Genomic DNA, 22,128 nt, shown 5'->3' on the forward strand with positions numbered 1-22,128 from the left:
ATCTTTTATTTTATTGGGTTCGTTCAGATTCAAAATTAAGCTGGATTCAATTAAGTCGCCGGCGTCTTTTCCGATCTGAATGGTGCGCCATGGACTTAACATGGGAGCTTTTCCTTTCACTTTAACCCCATCTGGCCATGGCACCAAGTTACAATACAATCCTTTTTCGTTACTCTTTAAGGTCATGTCTGAATAATCGGTAAGATTCGCTTCGTGTACACTCACATAGGTACCTGCTTCGGTTTTAAAGGTAACGGGTGTATTAGCCGAATCAATAGCGCTGACCGGGCTTTCGTTATAGATATTCTCGTAACTGTTGTAATCACCAGGGATCCACCAGGCCTGTGCTCTGGTATCTATATTGAACTCTGTTTCTTCTGAGGTGATAGCAATCTCGCTGATATTAGTTTGTTCGGGAATCTCATAACGAAAGCCCATACCGTCATTGAACAAACGGAATGTCACATTCAACAGGCGCTCTTTGCCACTTTGCTCCTGCAACTGGATGCTCAACTCATTATAGTTATTCTCAATGCTTTTAACCTCTCCCACAACAGGTTCCCATATGCCCTGAAATGTTGAAGTTTTACTGCCTGTAATTTTAAAATTCTTGTTGAAGGTATCACTCCCATCCAATACGAAACCTAGTTTTGATGGCGCAACAAGCTCTTCACCCATACGATACAGAGCATAATATGCCACACCATTTTCATCCAGGTTAAAAACCAGCTTATTCTGTTTATCAGGCGATTCGAGCCTGTTTTCTTTTTGCGGCTTTGAACAGCCAAACATTACAATGGCTATAATTCCAATTCCAATCGTCTTCAAAAAATTCATTCTGTGCTATTTTAATTTAATTATCATTCTTTATCCGAATCTGGTATTTCCTGCTGCTACTCTCACGTGCGAGATCAAGCAGCTTCATCACCATCATGTTGTTTTCCAGAGATGCTCTGTCGTAGGTTTGTAATTTCTCTTCGCCTCTCACTATCCTTTTGAAGTACAGTAATGGCTCATCAACCGGATACCCATTAGGTGCTAACTCTACGGTCAGCAATTGACTTCGGCTATTCACCTGATAGTTGTAATTGGTGGCATCAACAGCCATCGCTTTCCCGCGGCTGCCATACAGCTCCATATCTTTACGCGGAACAGCCCAGTTCCACGATGCCTGAATCAAACATTTAAAGCCATCGTAATTCAGCACAATCAACGCATCATCATCAACCTGAGGATAATCTTCCGGTTTATAATTCGTGGCTTCAGCATAAATGCTATTTGGCCATTGTCCTTGTGTTATTTCAGTAATAATGTTCAAACCATAGCAACCAAAATCCATGATGGCGCCTCCACCGTTCTGAACAGAATCAGTTAGCCACTCTACAAACTCAGCCGGTGCTTTGGTGTGCCGTGTTCCGTTATTACCATGATGAAAGACCACTTTCCTTAGTCCACCGATACCTTGCTCACCTAATTTACTGACGCAGGAATCCAATGCCGGATGCCAGGTAGTTTCGTAATTGGTAATGACTTTAATCCCTGCTGAATCTGCCAGGTGTGAGATACGTTGAGCTTCTTTGTAATCAATGCATAAAGGTTTTTCCACCATTACATCAATTCCTTCTCCGGCACATTGGCTGATATACGGTAAATGCTCTTTGGTTGAGCTAAAAACAGCAATTCCTTCCGGCCGGGCAACCCTGTCCATTTCCTGAAGTGAATCAAAAAACAAAGAATCGTGTAACTGGTAACGTTGTTGATATTTTTGCACGACCGTTTTGTTCGGTTCTACAATACCAACTATGCTGATGCAGTCTGTTGTTTTAAATCTGAAAAGCAGGTTAGCATGCCCATGGGTGAGGCCTGCAATTCCCAGTCGAAAATGATGCTCCGGCGACTGAGCTTTGCCAGCGACTGCGATAAGAATTACCCCTATTATTCCGATAAATTTTGTTCTGCACATTTGCCATTAAGTATCTAGTACATGGCAAACCTAAAGGAATATTGATAGTTGCAGTTGCTCAGAGGTAACATCCATTTGCTTATTTGAAGGATATATACATCGTAGTTAAAATGTCAGTATTGCAAGTTATAATCCGGGATTAAGGGATAAAAAAAGACGCAGAAAATAATTCCTGCGCCTTAATTGATGGAAGCGTATTCTTATTGTATTTCGATGGTAACTCTTCTGTGTCCCCATTCTTCCCGGTGATAACGTCCTTGTTTCTCTGTCCAGGTTTTAAACCTTTTGGGGAACGTATCTCCTTCGATATTTAATTGTATAAAATACTCACCTTTTGGCAGCTTAATTCCTTCCAGAAACAAATCACTCTTAGAAGCTTCAATTGGAATTCTCCATTCTTTATCTTTTGCTTTTAACACAAACTCGCTTCCCGGCTTAATATCTGCATGTTGAATGTCGTAAATTGATAATTTATAAGGTCCTTTATCCTCTACAAAAACAGGCCAGCCTTTCTCTTCTGGTATCTTTTCAAAATAAAACAAGTTAACTAACTCCTGACGTTTATTGCCAATTATATTAGGCTGACGTCGAGAACCTCTTTCGGCCAGGTATTCATCCAAACGAGCTACATATTTATCACGCATTGATTGCAGCTTGTCAGGCATCTCATCCGCTAAGTTGTACAACTCATAAGGATCTTTGGTAATATTAAATAGCTCACGTCCTTCCACAAGTTTGTAGTCGCCACTTACCACTGTTCCTTTTCTCCACATATTTTCTTTGATGGCCATGCTAGGCATATACAGATGATAGAAAAATGAATTCTCCCAAGTCGGTTGCTCGCCTTTAATAAATGGATACAAACTACGTCCGTCAATTATCTTATCTGATTTCAACGGCTGATCGATGATGTCCATAATAGTTGGCAGCAAATCAACATGAGCAGTGAACTTATCAATTTCATGTCCAGCCTTAAAATTGTCTTTCCATTTTATAAATAGAGGTACTTTAACACCTCCTTCATAAGGAGTGCCTTTCATGCCACGCAAGCCACAACGGTATCGCTCCTGACAATCGCGCTCTGCCCCCGGATAACATTCGGCCGAGCCATTATCCGTTGTAAATATGATGATGGTATTATCTTCCTGCCCTGTAGCTTTTAATTTCTCCATTAATAAGGCCATTCGCTCATCCACTTTTTCAATCATGGCATAACACTGACGCGTGTGCCAGCTTAACTCGGTATACCTGTCAAATCGTTTCATGTATTCTTCAGGCACCTGTGTACCATCATGATGAGTATGAGGCAGAAACGTTGCTATGTAGGCAAAAAATGGTTCATCCTTTTTAGCTTGTTCATCCAGATAAGCCTCGGCTTTATCAAAAATAACATCGGTCAGAAACTCGCCTTTATATTGCTTGTTTACACCATTTTCCTCCATCACAGGGTCAGTTCGGAAATACTGCATCTCATCCCACATATAAGCCACATCAAAGCCCTGATCAATCGCACGCATTGGGTAATTATACCCTAAGTGCCATTTACCAAACAGGCCGGTATTATAACCTGCTTCTTTCAGGTATTCAGCCATGGTGGTTTCATCAGCATACATGTTGACTTTACTCTTGTTTACACCTGACACACCTGTTCGATAGTTATAACGGCCCGTCATAATAGACGCACGTGTTGGTGCACAAACCGCACTTACATGAAAGTTGCTGAAGAATGTTCCTTCATTTTTAATAGCATCCATTGCAGGTGTTTTAAGGTAAGAGTTACCTGTGCAACTAAAATCACCATATCCCTGATCATCCGTCAATATAAAAATAATATTGGGTTTGCTCTTATCTGTGTTTTTTCCAAAACATTTTGATGCGAGAGGTAGCATCAGCAGCAAGCAAATAATTATTGATAAAATTCTATTTCTCATTTGTAATATTTTAGTTTTAAATGCGCTGTAATAACATTTGAGGTGTTATTACACTTTATATCTTTTTAAAACGAATAGCTATTCCTCCTCCGGCAGCCTGTGGAAATGTTAATCTGAAATTGCTATCTACTTCCACTTTTTCAATAATGATCGCCTTCGGGTTATTTTTCCAGTGAGCACCCTCTCCATCGCGATATATTTCAGCCAAGTATTTGGCATTCTTATCTAAGAAGGTCAGTTTCTGTTCGAATGTTCGCTTTTCTTCATTGGTAGCTGCGCCCAGATACCAGTCTTCACTACTTCTGTCTTTACGAACTATTGTGCAGTAGTCCCCAATTTTAGCATCTAACACTTTGGTATCTTCCCAGTCGACGGGTACATCCAGAATGAATTGCAATGCAGGGTTACCTTCATAATTTTCGGGTAAATCAGCCGCCATGTGCTGAGGGCTATAGATTAACACATAAGCCGCTAATTGCTTGGCTAGTGTCATGTTGGATTGGTTATCCGGACGCGTTGGTAGTTCCATTTCAAAAATACCTGGCGTAAAGTCAAAAGGTCCGGCCAAACAGCGTGTAAATGGTACTGTTACCAAATGTGATGGGGGGTTGCCTCCGTCCTTAGCCCAGGCATCAAACTCCATTCCTCTGGCTCCCTCACGCGTCATCATATTGGGCCATGTTCTTCTGATACCTGTATCTTTAATTGGCTCATGCACATCCAAACAGATTTTATATTTGGCTGCCAACTCAACCACATCCCGATAGTATTCAACAGCAAACTGACCGTAATGCGTATGCTTATAATTCAGGAACTGACCAACATGGCCGGTTTTTATCACCTTAATGCCATGTTTATTACAATATTGAAATGCTTTCTCAATCTGCTCCAGGTAGTTATTAACATCGCCACCTGTTTCGTGATGACCAATTAAAGCCACTCCTTTTTCAGCACCATAAGCAGATAATTCATCCATATCAAATGCCGGTACCGATTCATAAAAACGGAAATCACTGCCATCCTGATACCATTTTCCATCCCAGCCAAAATTCCAACCTTCAACCAAAACACCATCAAAATTATACTTTGCTGCAAAATCAATGTATCGCTTTACATTTTCGGTGTTAGCACCATGCTTTTCTCCCTGGCTCCAGGTCGATTTTTTCATGTGCATCTCCCACCATACACCAACGTATTTACCAGGCTTAATCCATGATGTATCTTCAATCTTACATTCAGGATTCAGATTTAATATCATATATGATTCTGCCAATTCATCTGGAGTATCAACAATTTGGACAGTTCTCCATGGAGATTGAAAATCACCTTCAGTTTTCACTTTTATACCATCGGGCCATGGTGCCAAGTCACAAACAAGACCACCGTTTTTATTGGGCACCAACTGCATTGATGCATAGTCTGTTAAATCGGCCTCGTGAATACAGATGTATTTACCATTTACGCTCTCAATCGTCAGAGGTGTATGAACTGAATCCTGCATACTCTCAATGGTGCTTTTGGTATACAGGTGCTCGTAGCTGTTCTTGTTATATGCCGGAATCCACCATGCTTTATCCTGCTTATTCATGTTAAATTCTGTCAGCTCATTGGTCAGTGCAAACTGTTCAACGTCTTTTTGTTCGGGGATAATGTATCTGAAACCCACACCATCATTAAATACACGAAATTGAACCTGAAAAGCATATGTCCCTCTAAGCGCATTGTAAGTATACTCAATGTAGTTATTTTCTATTTCCCGCTTTTCGCCCCAAGGCTGTTCCCAAGTGGAGCTATGTGACTCTACCGTTGCCTTAACAACTTTTATGTTCTCTGATAAATCAAAATCACCTTTAAACTCCAGCCCTAAAGCCGAACTTTTTATAATTGTTTCGTCTCCTTTTACTATCGAATAGCTTAATTTTCCCTGGTGGTTGTTCAAACTTACCTGAATTGTTTTATCAGGGCTTACCATATTAAAATCACCTTCTGATGTATTACAGGCACCTGCAAGAAGAGCCATAATACAACCCAATAACAATTGTCTCATCTAATTATTTCTTTAATTCTAAATCCTACATTGATCAAATAACATGTGCTAAATTAGATGTGGCGGCTAGTTTATCATGTGCTTGAATGTAACAGACAATTGCTTATTATTCATAGATAGGGGTTTTATAGTTAGTTGTATGGTTCTTTTGAAAGCCAAAACTGAATATTTCCATAGGTATAAAAAGTTGCGCAGATATTCGCTGATTTTGTTTTGCCAGTTCGGCTAACAAAACATTCTGCGGGACTCTGCGCAATCTGTGGGAGACAAAGTTTCACCCGCACAATTGAAGCGCTTATGGAAACTTACTTGATTTTAAATTGTGGCGAATCATTTCTGATTTCTTCTGATTTTATATTCCTGAAGTATATATCTGAAACTTTTGCCCATCCTGTATTTTTGCGGGTGATAAAAATACCATCTCCTTTGCCATTTTCATCTTTCCCTGTGCCATCAATAACGATATCTTTAAAGATGATATTTCTGATGGTTGCATCATTACCTGATCGATTAATGTAAATTGCATCAGTCTGAGAATCTTTTACCGTGATATCTTTGAAAATAACGTTCTGCACATCAAAGCGCTGAGTAGTGATATTAACGGCTGCAATATTGTTATTCCATAATCCATAACTGGTGCCGCAACGTTCTACTAACATATCGCTAATGGTAATATATGATGAATCGACAAATGGAAATGCCGGAAATACTGAATTCACGCGGATACCTGCACCGGCAAAACAATCACGAATAATGCAGTGGTGCATATGGTGTTTTTGTCCGCCAAAAATGCCTAACCCACCAGCTCTGGTGACAAATTCAACGGTATTGTAGCGATACGAATTGTTTGTACATGCACCTACAATATCAGGAGCATGACTAACAGAGGCCATGGCATCATCACCATTATTACGAAAATCGCAATGTTCCACCACACAGTTACTTGCACCTCTTGCCAGGTTGCACCCATCAGCATAGGTATTTCGAATGCGGCAATTTCTGATCGTCAGGTTTTCTGTCTTTTGAGTGTCAGTCTTTTTGTAGCTGCTGGCTGTCCAAAAACCAACGGAAAAATGCGATAACCAAATATTCTCAATGACTGAGTTACTTCCCCAGTGGCGACTAAAGGCACGATACCCACCTCCGCGATTATTCAGGTTTGATGTCATGTAGAAATCAGACAAGTACAGGTTTGATCCGGCACCAAGCCAACCACCTGAACCTTTTGAATCAGTCAGGGCCGTCCAGTGCAGATGTGTATACCAAATACCTGCTCCCTGCACACTGATATCATTTTCTTCCAGTTTAAGTTGAAAGCTCAGATCAAATTTTCCGGCAGGGACATAAAGCCCTTTATTAAGTCGGTAGGCATCAGCAATGGCCTTTTCAAAAGCTTTGGCATCATCTTTATCATCATTGGCTACTGCTCCATACTTTTTATTGGTCACATCAATGTAACCATCTGGTAATTGAATGGCCGGCCCGACTGGTTCCAGTTCAATAAAGTCAACGGCATAATTTATATCATCATCGTCATCTTTACATAGCTTTATAATGTCTCCTTTTTTAACATTAAAAGGCAACAACAATCGCTCTTCATCAAAACGCATTCTGGGATTTCCGGTAAATGGAGTATTAACCGGATGACGATCAGAACCTTTAGATTTATCAAAGTACTGCCACGCAAAAAAAGATGTGAGCTCTATGTCTTGCACTTTTTTTCCATTAATGTACAAACCCAATTTCCCGTTAAGTCCCCTTCCATTTTCTGAGTCAGGAATAGAGAAACGTAAAGTTAAGCCACGTCCCTCCTGCTCTACAGCCCACTGAACAAATGAATCCTTTTCTGTTAATGAAATACACTTTTTCTCCGAAGCCTCAGACTGTAATAAAGCCTGGTCGTATGATTCTTCTAATAGTACTGCCCCATTGGCAAAAGTACCTGCATCAGCTTCATAGCGAATATATGGCATTTTGTAGGCACCCATGGTTTGCCCGTTTGTGATCTGCAGCATCGCTACAAATCCTAATAATAGAATGGTAATTTTCATATATCTAAATTTTTCTCTCAATTGTCACATGCCTGCCCGACGCAGGTGGGGAACTCGCCAATTTTGTCATGCTCTTGTTTGATAAGCTTTTCTTGTGGCTTGATTCTTCATTTACTACTAAAATCTATCGCTTGACAATCTTATCACTTAAAGCAGCACCATCTTTGTCTTGTAGCTGCACTATATAAATGCCTGGTGTCAATGATTCTAAATTAAGGTAAACCACCTCTTTTCCTTCACATTTTTCAATTTTCATCACTGTTTTACCCTGCATATTCAACAGATTTACATGCGATAATTTACCTGTAGTTGATTGTATCTGAAGTTCATTATCCACAGGGTTTGGATAAAGTTTATAACTCAGATTGATAGCTTTATTCAAGCCTGTATTTATATTTTCCTTCTCAAGAGTAAACTGAGCACCCGTTTCTGTATTATCCGGATTGTTTGCGTACTGAAGATATCCTGTCTGAGCAACAATATTGGCTCTTTTATTCAACCATACATTTTTAAGGCAAAACCATTGTTCCTCCACTTCTTCAATGGTCCAACGCCTGCTTGACCATGCCGGCCAGCTCTGTGATAACTCTACATAGTCCTTTTTATTCTGAACGTGCATATACAGGTCACTGCCTTTATTTTTCAGTTCATAGACACCATCCGAAACTTCATGTATATACCAATAGTAACTTTCATTATTCTGAAAAGCACCATACTTCACCATGTCATTATCCTGATACAGATAACTATCATTCATTCGGTTTTTTATCTTGTAAGCTTCTGTCGGAACAATCTTTATTAACACCGTCACTTCACTTGTAGCAGTCAGTCCGTTATCATGTTCAACTGTAATGGTTACCATTCCAGGATTAAGTGCTGTTAATTGTCCGTTTTGATCAACGCTTGCAATATTTGTATCGCCGGATGACCAGCTAAATATTTGCTCTTCAGTACCGGCTGGAAATGCTTTCGCATACAATTGTGTTACCTCCCCTTCATAAATTGATAATTCTGTAGGGGAAAGATTTACTGATGATCCCGCTGTAGTAGATGTTTTAATTTCGAAGTTCGGAGCATTCTCATAAATATTACCAGAGCGTGTGCTTTCAAAAGTGATATTATCTATTCCAACCCAACCTTTGCAGTTATCTGTAACGCGAATTCCATATCCCTCGCCCAGATTGTCTTTTCCTGTTCCTTTAATCGTAATATTTTCCAGGTAAACAGATCTCATTTCTGTTTCGTCTGTTGCTCTTTCAATTTGAATGGCATCCGTTTGTGCATCTATAATATCAATATCTTTCAGGTTAATATTTTGAACGTCATAGTAGCGGGTTTTTAAATTAATTGAGCCAATATTATTATCCCATAGAGCATATCTTGTTCCGCAGCGTTCAACCTGCATGTTGTAAATATTAATTGTAGAAGACGAAACATAGGGAGAGGCCGGAAATGTAGAATTAACACGAATACCTGCTCCTGCAAAATTATCTTTGATAATACAATGGTGGGCTTCATGCTGCTCTCCTCCAAAAATCCCTAATCCTGCTGCTCTGTTTACAAACTCAACGGTATTGTATCTAAACGTATTATTTGTGCACGGACCAACAACTTCAGGTGAATGGGAAACCGTTGCCATTGCGTCATCACCATTATTTCGTAAACTGCAATGTTCCAGAACACAATTGCGTGCACCCCGTGAAAAGTTACATCCATCGGCATAAGTATTCCGAATCCGGCAATTACGAATAGTTAACTGATCTGCGACGTTTAATGAGCTTTCGGTATAATTATCCGAAGTCCAGAAACCAACTGAAAAATGTGACAACCAGATATTTTCAATTAGTGAATTCTTACCCCAATACATGCTGAATGCACGATAACCTCCATCTCTGTTATTTAAGTTTGATGTCATATAAAAATCTGACACATGGGCTTCTGAACCGACTCCATATATCCCGCCATCTGCATCGGTTCCTGAATAGCCAGTCCAATGCAGGTGTGTATACCAGATACCGGCTCCCTGAAGTGTAAAACCGTCTGAATCAATGGTAATGTTTTTACTTAAAAGAAATTTCCCTTCCGGAATATATAGTCCGGCATTTGTCTCCTTAGCTTTTGTAATGGCAGCCTCAAAAGCTTCCATATCATCGCCGTTATCATCCGGTATTGCTCCGAATTCAGAATCGGTAACCGAAATAAAGCCATTGGGTTTTACAATCTTTCCAGGTACGGCTTCCAGTTCAACAAAGTCAACACCATAAGCTATCCCATCATCATTGATCTTGACCAGTTTAAGTTCATCACCAACCTGTAGTTCTACCGGAAACTTAAAACGTTCTTCATCAAAACGCATTCGTGGATTACCTGTTGAGGGAGTATTAACCGGATGGCGGTCAGAACCTTCAGATTTGTCAAAATATTGCCAGGCATAAAAAGATGTCAGGTCAATGCTTCCGACCTTACTTTCATTTACAAATACATCCAGACTTCCTGTTAAGCCTGTCCCATCGTTTGAGTCCGGCATTGTGAACCTTAAGGTCATCCCGCCTGATGCATTTAACACCTGCCACTTAATAAACGAATTTTGAGCAGCCAGCTCTATATACTTTTTTTCGGAAGCCTCAGATTGGGTTAATGCCTGATCAAACGAAACGTTTTTTAGAATGGCCCCACCTGAATAAACACCAGCATCTGCTTCATAGCGTTTATAAGGCATTTGGTGGGCTCCTATTTGCGACTTGACAGATTGCCCTAAAACAATTAATCCGCTTATCAGCAGAAACATCTGGCTTAAATAAATTCTCTTAATCATATGCTTTTTTTATTGACCAAGATCCTTCATTACTGCTATTTCATCTTGCGCTAATGTAACTGATTGTTAACAAACCACTCCTTAATATGGGCTTATCTTCTTCACAGACTTTTCTGTGGGGAGCTACAGACTTTTCTGTGGGGAGCTACAGATTTTTCTGTGCGGGGCTACAGAATTCTCTGTATTAAGCTGCAGAATTTTCTGCATTATAGAGGGCAGAGTTTATACCCAGGTAAGTGTAAACATCCTACCCGCCTTTTTGATTTGCTGGCATACTAATAATGTCGATCAAACATTGAAACCAAAGCAGAATACATATGTATCGGACTTACAGTTCTCAAAAACATAAACTTCGTATCCATAGCCCTGGCAGACTATTCTAATATGTATCGTCCTTTTCAGGACTAGTAAGAGATTTTAAATGCATGTTCCGCCTTAGCGAAAGCCTGTACATAAATAGTATGGGGTGAAGTTCTGAGATCAATACAATAAAATGATAAAGCACTGAAAGTACAATACATTTTACAGCCACTTATTCGTATTAATACTTAACTTTTACCATGCTTTTTCATATAGGCAGCCGGTGGCAATCCAAATTGACTTTTAAATGCCTTGGAGAAATATGAGCTACTTTCAATTCCCACCTCATACATGACTTCCACCACATTCATATGGCCGGTTTCCAGAAGTTGAGCTGCTCTTTTTAAACGGATGGAACGAATAAATTCAGTTGTACTCTGACCTGTCAGCGTTTTTAGCTTGCGGTGTAACTGCATGCGGCTAACTCCCAATTCTTCACAGAGATTGACCAGATTAAATTCACCACTGCTCATGTTTTCTTCCACCACTTTAACTGCTTTTACAAGGAAGGCTTCTTCCGGCGATTCAATCTCAACACTGGATGGGCTGAGAATAATCGATTTTTTAAGATGGTCTTTAACCTGTTGCTGGTTTTTGAGAACGTTCTCAACTTTCAGTTTCAGTTCCACCGGATCGAAGGGCTTACGAATATAATCGGTAGATCCTACATTAAGTCCGGTAATTTTATCCTGTTCAGATGTTTTAGCTGTTAAAAACAGCAAAGGAATGTGCGATGTAACGCTATCTTCTTTTAACAGCCGGCACATTTCAATACCATCCATTTCGGGCATTCTAATATCAGAAATAATTATATCGGGCAGGTATTTTGTTGCATACTCCAACCCCACTTTTCCATCAATAGCAACCATGGCTCTGAAATCCTTATTCAGCAAGTGTTCGATATAACTGCTTATCTCCAGATTATCCTCAACAATAAGGATTAACGGCTTTTCGCTTTCCTGCAATTCCTTCTCGTTAAAATGTGCTTCTTCAAGCGATGAGGACAACCAGACCGGTAAGCTCTCATAACCGTCGTTTACTTTTTGTAGCTGTACTTCGTTAAAGAAATGATCGTTTCCAACAGCTAAAACTACAGTAAAAGTGGTTTCGACTCCTGGCGTACTTTCTGCTGTAATTTTTCCTTTGTGCAGTTCGACCATTTCTTTGGCTAATGCCAAACCTATGCCTGTACCTTCAGAACCACTGGTCTGGAAAAAGCGATCGAAAATCTTTGGCATATCATCTGAAGTAATTCCGGCACCATTGTCTTTGACTTTTATTTCAATGTGATCATCCTCAATTTCTCTCAGATTCAGAATGATCTGCCCTCCTTTCGGTGTAAACTTAAAGGCATTGGATAAAAGGTTATGAACGATCTTATCAACTTTATCGGCATCGTAAACCGTCTGTAATTCATCAATTGAAGATTCGAACCTGAATGAAATACTCTTTCGTTTGGCTACATTATCAAAGCTTCCTTTTATCGCTTTTAATGTTTCGACAATATTATCATTACGGACATTTAATTTAAGGTTCCCGGTTTCCAGTTTTCTGAAGTCAAGCAGCTGATCAATCAGACGCAACATCCTGTTAACGTTTAAACCAAGCGGAACCAGTTTTTCAAGTATCGTTTCATCGTTCTTAAACTTATCAATCAGCTCACGTACAGGGGCGACTATTAAAGTCAAGGGTGTACGGAATTCATGTGAGATATCGGTAAAGAAAGATGTCTTCATATTGTTAATCATGGCATCGGCCTCCCGTCCTTTTCGCTCAAGCAGTATTTCGTTTTTAAGCTGCACTCTCCCCTTCCAGAACTTAAGGGTCAGATACACAATCAATGCAATAATCAAGGTATAAAGAAGGTAAGCCCATATGGTTTTCCAGGGAGGAGGCAAAACTGTTATACCTAATTGAGTAGTTTCTTCAGTCCATAAACCGTCGTTATTTGAAGCCTTTACCAGCAGCTTATATTTTCCAGCATTGAGGTTAGAGAATTTAGCATATGCGCGCTTTTGATCTGTGTTTATCCACTTATCGCTGTAACCTTGTAAAAAATAGCTGAATTTATTTGCATCGGGAAAAGCATAATGTAAAGCCGCAAAGTCAATTGTAAAATCGTTCTGTTTGTAGTTAATTTCAATATGCTTCGTATTATTAAGGCTATGAAGTAATACTTTATTTCCCCTAATTTCCTGTCCTGGTAAAACAGGTTCATTGTACACTGACAATCCAGTAAATACAACTTTCGGAGGCTTTTCATTCAGGAATATTTCAGATGGATCAAAGGTGACAAATCCTTTTTCTGTTCCGAAAGCCAATGAACCATCTTTAAGCTTTTGAGCACTCTTAGTAAAAACATTACTCCTCAGAAGGTGTTGCGAAGCAAAACTGATGATCTTATCTTTCTCAATATCTAAACATGATAATCCATAGTTGGTCCCTATCCAGACGAAGTTTTCATCGTCTCTTATAGCTGACAGTGCAATATTATGGCTTAAACCTTCTTCGGTAGTATAACATTTCTGATACAAATATTCACCTGCTGTTTCATCGAAATAGAGCTTAATTAGTCCATGATCGGAGCACAACCAAACATTATCCTTATCAAACATGATGTTATTCACTGTTTTTGAAGGAATAAAATGCCCGTTCTCGCGATTTATATTGTAATTATCGTATTTTATACTGTTGATACCTTCTTCGTAACTCAGGACAGACACTCCGCAACCGCGCTGCATAACCCAAAGCTGGTTTTTCACCGGATGAACTCTGATTATCTGAATATCGCAGGGATAAAGCGCATCACTGACATCCCTTGAAAACACTTTTACATCAGTTATTTCAAGTTGATTATCCAGAATCAGATATATCAGATCTTTATCTGTTGACAGCCATATGTTATTGAAATGATCTTCATCAACCGAATTGAATAAAATCCCGTTTAAATCGCTTCGGTTCCATTTACTAAAATCAATTTTGTAATTCTTAACTGATTCTTTACCTAACAGCGTAATGGGATATCTGTAAACACCATCCCTTGATGCAATCCATAATTGCTGCCTGTCATCCTCAAAAAAGTCTGAAGCAAAAATCGATTCCACAATATGTTCTTCATCCTTGCTATCATGCTTTTTGACATACATATACGTATCCAATCCACTACCCCATAAATTTCCTCTTGAGTCGTAGATGGAGCTGTTTATCAGGTACTCATCTCCATTATAGTAAGATTGAAAGGTTTCCAGTTTGTTAAAGGTTTTAACCGCAACATCTCCATAATATGCACCTTCTCTTGTGGTTGAAATCCATAAAGTATTGGAACGGTCGATAAACATCAGCTTACGCGCCCCATTAATTACAGTGGAGTATTGTTCCAACTTAGGCGTTGGTGAACTTATATTCGAGAATTTAACAATTCCGCTATCACGCATTACCGCCCAAGCATTGTCGGCATCATCTATAATGCAGTTTAATACATCTTGATTTTCTGTCCCTTTGATCGTTGGCCATTCACTGTATGACAACTGAAAACCTTCCGCAATTTCATATCGCTTTAACCCTTTTTTAGAACAGACATATAACACTCCCTTGCTATCTCTTTGAATATTATTTACATCTGGCGCAATAAATTCAATTGTATAACTGAGTGCATGGTCATTATTATACTGTACTTTGAACAGGTTCTGCATCCAGTCGCGCAACCACAAATGACCATCGATCTGCACTGTTTCTACAATCCTGTTAACAGATGGTGAATTCTTTAATTTAAATTCAAGCCTTTGGAGCTGTGGCGCTTCTCCGGTTGTTATCTTACTGATCTCACTCTTTTTAATTCTGAAAAGCTCACCACTTCTTGTTCCAATAAGCATATCTCCGTTATTGGTCCGGTGAATATTGGTGGTAAAGTTGCTTAAGTGGTTTAAGCTGTCGAGTGTTATCTTGTGGTACTTTTCCTTTTTTGTATCAAATACGCTTATGCCTTCAAAGCTGCATGAAATCCAGATATTACCATCGATATCTTCACAGATGGAAGGAATTCTGTCATTATCCAGACCTTCGGTTTTGGCTCCTTTTTCAAAATAGTTAATGACTCTGTTACCATCAAAGCGATTTAAACCATTCAAGGTAGCAATCCATATAAAACCAGACTTATCCTGGAGAATATCTGTTACATAATTATAAGTGAGGCCTTGCTCTACCGAAAGCTGATTTAAAACCAACTCCTTAGCTCTGACAGATATAAATACCAACTGTAAAAGTATGCTTAAAGCGATGATAAACTTATTCATGTGTTTAAATTTTCGAAGCCTTATTGTTCCAAAACCAATGGTTGTATTGAAGTATCAGCGTAATTTAAGAAAAAAACCCATGCCGGATAAGCCATGGGTTTTTTAGACATTGTTTACCAACCTGAATTTTGATCCAGGTTTGGATTAATAAATCTTTCCTGTTGCGGAATAGGATAAAGGTTCATTTTTTCATCCCAAACCCTGTTTTCAACCAACTTGAGTTCATACTGGTCGTTCCCGCTTATATCACGGACGACTCGTGCTCCGTAAAGGTTCTGTTGAGTATTATTACCAATCATCCACCGTCGGATATCCCAAAAGCGCATGCCCTCAAAGGCAAATTCAACACGTCGTTCCTGTACTATTGCCGCTTTAAATTCTTCCTGAGATAAACCACTGACTAATGGCATCTGCGCCCTTTGCCTGATCATGTTCAATGCTGTTGTGGCAGACATGGTTAGTTCCGAATTGGTAAAATCGGGTGAATAAGCTTCATTCATTGCCTCTGCATAATTCATCAGAATCTCTGCATATCTGAAAATAATCCAGTGGTGTTTATCTTTTTGGTCAATCCCGGGGCTCAGATCCAAATTCTCTATCAGGTACTTTTTCAAGTAATAGCCGGTCAGGCTCGCGCCCTGAATTGGCAGTCCATCCATCCCTCCTTCATAGATTTCCATCGGACGATTTTTGTAAACCGCTCCATTGTACAACACAGCTTTGTAAAAACGCGGATCTCTGTCGACATACGGATTAGTTTCATCAAAAGACGGATCATCGCTATCCCAGCCACTTTCAGTCAAACTAACATCATAACCGTTATTCGTCTGAAAAGCATCCACCAGGTTTTGCGAAGGACAAATTCCTGTATTACCACCTTCAAAACCAATGGAGTAATTATTCTTTTCAAAATAATTACTGTCACTGTTACGACGAATCATAATCAATTCAGGTGATTGTGACTCGACAATGTTAGTAATGTCTTTATTAATATCACCTTCTAAACTGTATGGATTATCTACATCTGATATCAATTCAAAAGCAGCTTTAGCAGCAGCTTCCCATTTACTGATGTCATTATTGGGGTTATGCAACTTACTGGCCGCATATAATAATACCCGCGACTTTAAAGCTATTGCCACACCTTTTGTAACACGTCCGGTTTCTCCGATATCTGTCGTATAAACCCATGGTAACTCCTGAGCTGTAGCATCACATTCTTCTACAATAAAATCAATTACATCATCAAAAGGTGTTGGCTCAATACTGTTGGCTTCTTCAACAGACAGCACTGTTAAAGGCATTGGAATATCTCCATAACGTTTGGCCAGATCAAATAAATACAGAGCTCTTAACAAACGCGCTTCGTAAGGCAGTGATTCATTTTTAAACAATTCCTCCTCGTAATTCTGATTATACTGGAAGCGGCTAAAATCAGTTTCTGCATAGGTTTTTAAGAAATCATTGATTGATCTTATGGCATTGTAAGAAATATCCCAACGTGTATCTCTTACATTAATAGCACTCCAACTCCCATCATTAAACGCCTGAATGGCCGAGTTTGAATACACATATTCTGCATCATCACTCGCACAATCTAATGTAGCATTACCTACATTACCAAAATCCTGATATAATTTCGAATAATGGTAATTCACCAACTGACGACTCGTATTGAAGTAGGAATACCAATATTCTTTGGGTTCTCCTGTCGACTCATCAAAATCAAGATAATCACAAGCTGTTAGTGCGAATACTGCAAATAACAAAACTTTTACTTTATATATCTTCATGTCAGTATTTTACTTAAATAAACAAATTAAATTATCTTAAAACTTCAACGATGCCCCTACTGTCACTGATGAAACTGACGGGTATCCGGCACTAAAGTTTTCAGGATCAAACTCTTTTAAATTATCAATTGAGAACAGGTTTGTACCTCTTACAAATAACCTGGATTGTAATCCTTTAATTCCTGTGTTATCCAAATTATAGTACAACTCAATGTTTCTTAATTTCAGGTATGAACCATCCTTAAACCAATGGGTGCCTGGCCGGAAGTTATTTTCATTATTCATTGTGGTTAAGCGAGGCATATTTGTTGTCGCTTTTGTAGCTTCTGTCCAATGCGTATTATTTTCGACATAGTATTTTGAGATATTAGCCCCGTTTTTCATCGGGAAAAATACATGGTCGCTATTGGTATAGATCGTTCTGTTAGCTACTCCCTGGAAGTTGGCACGTAAGCCTATTTTTTTGTACTCTACGTCAAACTGGAAGCCATAATATACTTCAGGTGTTGCTCCTGATTCACCAAACTTAATCACATCGTTCTGATCAATCACCTCATCACCATTCTGATCCTTATATTTGATATCACCTGGTTTTACAGCTGAAAACAATTGTTCAGGTGAAGATTGTATATCTGCTTCATCTTCGAAGTAACCAATCGCCTCCAAGCCATAGTTGGCTCCAATGCTGTTTCCGATCTTCGACAAGTAAGCATATGGCACATAGCCTTCGTTATTCTCGATAATTTTATTGCGGATGAATGAAATATTAGCGCCTATCTGGTATTTGAAATCACCCTGTGAATCAGACCATAGTCCGCTTAGTTCCACTCCTTTATTCTCAATAATACCTTGCGATTGTTTGGATACATCCACACCCAAAACACCTGAGATAGTTTTATCGCTACCGATCAAAATATTCTCACGACGCTCAAAAAATACATCTGTCACCAACTGTAAACGGTTATCCATTACATTCAGGTCAAAGCCCAAATCAGCCTTCATAACGGTTTCATAATCCAGAATACCAGCTGGTAAAGGTCCCTCATGTGCACCTCCGGCACCAACGACGTTATCGCTAAAATAATAAGTTCCGCCATTAACGTAATATTGCCTGAACAGGTCCTTATCGATATTATCGCTACCTGATAAACCTGCCGAAGCACGCACTTTCAGATAATCTACAAACGAATTACTCATAAAGTCTTCACCTGACACCAGCCATGCTGCCGACAAAGCCGGAAATACTTTAAAGCGATCATCCTCCGGTAACACTGAACTTCCTGAATAATTTACAACAGCATCAAACAAATACTTGTCTTTAAGTGATAGTGAAGCATATCCCATTAACGACTGTCTTTTCTCCGTTTCATTCACTTCACGACGAGCATAACCTGACTGCTCGTAAATCAATGAAGCATTCAGACGGTTCCTGTTGAAAAAGGCAGAATAGTTGATCTTTGCCTCAATATTGTTATTCATGTACTGGTATAGCTGGTTATCACCATGTTCCATAGGTGTATCCTCACCAAAAACAACAGTGGTCATATCAACATTACCATTTTCATCAATTGTAGGTGTTATAACTTCGTAAGCATAATCTCTTGTTCCAAAATCCAATACTCTGGAGTTATAATCGTAAGACAAAGCAGCTTCGGCAGATAAGCCATTCAGCACCATGGAAAGGTCCTGCTCTATGCGAATATCTGAATAGAGTGTTTGTGTCAATCGCTCGTTGAAACCGGAACTGTTGATCATAGCAACAGGGTTTTTATCGTAGAAATTATTGCTTGCATAGTTTCCTTTGGGTCCGAAAACAGGAAAGGCTGATGCCGGAATTCCATAAACTGCTTTTGCAATTTCATTAACACCACTCCTTGGTTCCTGGTATTCGCTCAAACGCGCCAGCAAGTTTAACTTTAACTTCGTGTTTTTATGCACTTTAATATCAAAATTAGATCGCAGATTGGCATTCGTCATTTTAAGGTCTGAATCTTCACGCTGAGAGTAATTATTTGATTTAAATAATCCCTCCTCATTCGAATAAGAGAAAGCTGTGAAATAACTAAAGTTGTCGTTACCTCCCTGAGCTGTCAGGTCAAATAAATGGCCCGAAGCAAAATCATTATAGGATTCGTTATACCAATCGGTATTTGGATAAGCCATTGGATGTTGGCCTGATTTGAAAGCAGCCAGTTCCTGATCTGAATAAAGCGGCTCCAATCCATCATTTACGAGGGCTTCGTTGTAAAGTTCCGCATAAGTGGCACCATCCACCATCTCTACCCGTCGAAACGGACGATAATGATTATACTTATATTCGGCACTTACCTGCGTTTTACCTATAGCTCCCCGCTTGGTAGTGACATTAATAACACCATTGGCACCTCTTACTCCATAAATTGCTGATGCAGCAGCATCCTTTAACACTGTAATTGTCTCAATTTCTGCCAGAGTCAGGTTATTCATATCCCTGGCAAAACCATCTACCAAAATTAACGGCTGATTACTGTTGAAGGTATTTTTACCGCGAATTAAAAGTGATGGTACTCCATTCAGATTATCATCTCCTGCCTGCATCACACTTAAACCGGCAATACGCCCGTAAAGTGCTTTCGCAACGTTTACATCAGAAGAAATCGATAGTTCATCACTATGTATGCTTCCTGAAGCTAAAGTTGACTCACCGGCTGATTGTGTAATATTCTTACCCAGACTAATTGCCTGATCAGCCTTATTTAAAATTAATTCAACTTTTCCTTCGATAATATTCACCGTTCCCTGATAGTTCGTTCCTTGATACATCTTGTATTTCAGGAACTCCAGACCATCAGTATTTTCAATTGTTATATCGCCATTCTCGTCACTCACTCCAATTCGGACCAGTCCTTCGGGGCGATAAAATTCAACTCCCGGAACAGGATTACCTCGCTGGTCGCTTACGTGCCCGCTGACAACAGTCTGAGCAAGCATTTGAATTGCTGACAAACAAAGTACACAGAGTATATATAATATTTTCTTCATAAACTACTTTTATTTATTGTCATTTGATAAAAGAACTACCACCCGGGATTTTGAACCAATCCGTATTTCTTATCAATTTCAGAACTCGGGAAAGCATGTAAATACCATTTTGTATCCCAATTGGTCATAAAGTATCGGGTTGGCAGATTGTACTGTTCATAAGAGAATTCACCCGCATCTGAAACCTTTGAAATTTTAACACCTGTAAGAGGCATCGTTAGCTGATCTTCCATCTTCCATCGTACCAGATCATACCATCTGCATTCTTCAAAGCCTAATTCCAAAGCGCGTTCTTTTAAACAGGCAGCACGAAACTCGTCCTGACTTAATCCGGCAGGTAAATCATTTAAACCAACCCGATTACGTACTTTATTAACCATATCATAGGCGGTTGCATCAGGTCCTCCGTTAGCTTCATTAATGGCCTCGGCGTAACTTAAGTAAACCTCAGCTAAGCGCAACACAGCATAGTTAATCGGCTTGTTCATCGAGGTGGCATTGTTTCGTTCCAGAACGAACTTGCGCATGTAAAAGGCTGTAAAACTGTTGTTCATCAAGTCACGACCTTTAGCAAATCCGTTGGCTGCCTTCCAGGTTTCGACTGTCCTTGCCTGGTAGTAATCGCCATTGATCATTACAGTCTCATATAACCGCGGATCACGGTTAGGATTACCAGCTGCGTCAAAGAACGGGTTAAACGTTGGGTTTGCCCAATCAAAATCGGCCGGAAAATCGGAACCATCGGCCATTGGAAACATATTTATATACTCGGTCGTTACACCACACTGACGGTGAGACCATGGAGCATACCACATTAGTTGATTCCAGGTAAGCTTAACCTTTTCACTCACCTGAGTTGTTGGCAAAATAGTATAAAGGCATTCGTTTTTACCTCGCGTGTGATAACCATCAATATAGGCCTGACGGTAATCGGTGTGTGATGTACCTGTTGGCTGAACTAAACCATAATGACCATTGGCAGCTAAAGCATCCATAAACTCTTTTCCCGCTGCTTCTGCACGTTTCCACCGATCAACACTGTAATTGCCATACCAGGTATATTTGTTTACAGCACCATCTGGGTGATAAGGTTGATCTGCATTAAACAGAGGACTTGCAGCAAATAATAAGGTCTCTAACTTAAAGCCTAATGCACTGGCTTTATTAAAACGCCCATAATCACTATCAGAAGTGTAAGCCCATGGTAATTCTGTTGCAGCCTGATCAAGTAATGCAACAATATTATCCACCATTTCTTCAACAGTTGCCCTTTCTATTGTTTGTGGTGTATCATTCACTTTATAGCTCTTATCCAGCCATGGTACACCACCAAAAGCCTTCAGCATTTCAATATAGCGGTAAGCAATTAAGCACCTGGCTTCACCTCTTCGCCAACGTTTTTCTTCCTCACTCATATCAGGTACTTTATCTATATTTTCAAGATAGATATAAGCATATCTGATAGCATCCCATGCCCCGTCGTTGAGATAAGAGAAATACAGGAAATTATTGCTACCTGCATTGTATTGCCCTGAATAATATATCAATTTAGCACCTGTATGTCCATATTGCATACCTAGATCTGTTATATCCATGTAGGTACCTTTACCGGCTCCTCTCATTCTTTCAGGCCAGAAAAACGAGAATAAAGGAAAGCGGTTGTACGAATATGCTTTATTCAGAACAAGATCTGAATTCTGCTTTGAAGAGAACATGGTGTCAATTGTAAAACCAACTGATTCCGGTTGTTGATCAAGAAACTCTTCATTGAACTGTAAATCTTCACAGGAAAAACTGACAGCTACAATCGAAAGTAATATCAATATCTTATATAAATTCTTCATAATCATGCGAA

10 protein-coding genes are annotated in these 22,128 nt (G+C 39.5%); all 10 read right to left on the reverse strand.

Translation table 11 applies throughout. The features are described 5' to 3' along the window. Window positions 1-837, reverse strand: an 837-nt coding sequence (locus tag AC4MRQ_RS03645) for a glycoside hydrolase family 97 N-terminal domain-containing protein (protein ID WP_491196286.1), incomplete at its 3' end; no start/stop codon positions are given. Between the two features lie 16 nt (window positions 838-853). Further along, window positions 854-1,963: a Gfo/Idh/MocA family protein gene (locus tag AC4MRQ_RS03650; protein WP_491196287.1), complete on the reverse strand. Its 1,110-nt coding sequence runs from the start codon at window positions 1,961-1,963 to the stop codon at window positions 854-856. Window positions 1,964-2,163: 200 nt separating this feature from the next. Beyond that, on the reverse strand, window positions 2,164-3,894 hold the full coding sequence (locus AC4MRQ_RS03655) for an arylsulfatase (protein ID WP_491196288.1): 1,731 nt from the start codon (window positions 3,892-3,894) through the stop codon (window positions 2,164-2,166). Between the two features lie 55 nt (window positions 3,895-3,949). After that, window positions 3,950-5,941, reverse strand: a complete 1,992-nt coding sequence (locus AC4MRQ_RS03660; protein ID WP_491196289.1) for a glycoside hydrolase family 97 protein — start codon at window positions 5,939-5,941, stop codon at window positions 3,950-3,952. 305 nt (window positions 5,942-6,246) lie between these two features. Then, a complete protein-coding gene (locus tag AC4MRQ_RS03665) occupies window positions 6,247-7,992 on the reverse strand; it encodes a right-handed parallel beta-helix repeat-containing protein (RefSeq protein ID WP_491196290.1) in 1,746 nt (581 codons plus the stop codon). Between the two features lie 124 nt (window positions 7,993-8,116). Next, on the reverse strand, window positions 8,117-10,807 hold the full coding sequence (locus AC4MRQ_RS03670) for a glycosyl hydrolase family 28-related protein (protein WP_491196291.1): 2,691 nt from the start codon (window positions 10,805-10,807) through the stop codon (window positions 8,117-8,119). Window positions 10,808-11,355: 548 nt separating this feature from the next. Next, the gene (locus AC4MRQ_RS03675) at window positions 11,356-15,459 is read right to left on the reverse strand and encodes a hybrid sensor histidine kinase/response regulator (protein ID WP_491196292.1); all 4,104 of its coding nucleotides are present in this window, start codon (window positions 15,457-15,459) and stop codon (window positions 11,356-11,358) included. A 113-nt stretch (window positions 15,460-15,572) separates the two neighbouring features. Beyond that, a complete protein-coding gene (locus tag AC4MRQ_RS03680) occupies window positions 15,573-17,252 on the reverse strand; it encodes a RagB/SusD family nutrient uptake outer membrane protein (protein ID WP_491196293.1) in 1,680 nt (559 codons plus the stop codon). 36 nt (window positions 17,253-17,288) lie between these two features. Further along, window positions 17,289-20,273 carry a SusC/RagA family TonB-linked outer membrane protein gene (locus AC4MRQ_RS03685; RefSeq protein WP_491196294.1) on the reverse strand — a complete coding sequence of 995 codons (2,985 nt, stop codon included), beginning with the start codon at window positions 20,271-20,273 and terminating at the stop codon, window positions 17,289-17,291. 35 nt (window positions 20,274-20,308) lie between these two features. Beyond that, a complete protein-coding gene (locus AC4MRQ_RS03690) occupies window positions 20,309-22,117 on the reverse strand; it encodes a RagB/SusD family nutrient uptake outer membrane protein (RefSeq protein WP_491196295.1) in 1,809 nt (602 codons plus the stop codon). Between the last annotated feature and the right edge of the window lie 11 nt (window positions 22,118-22,128).

The sequence above is a fragment of the Carboxylicivirga sp. genome, from assembly GCF_982718395.1.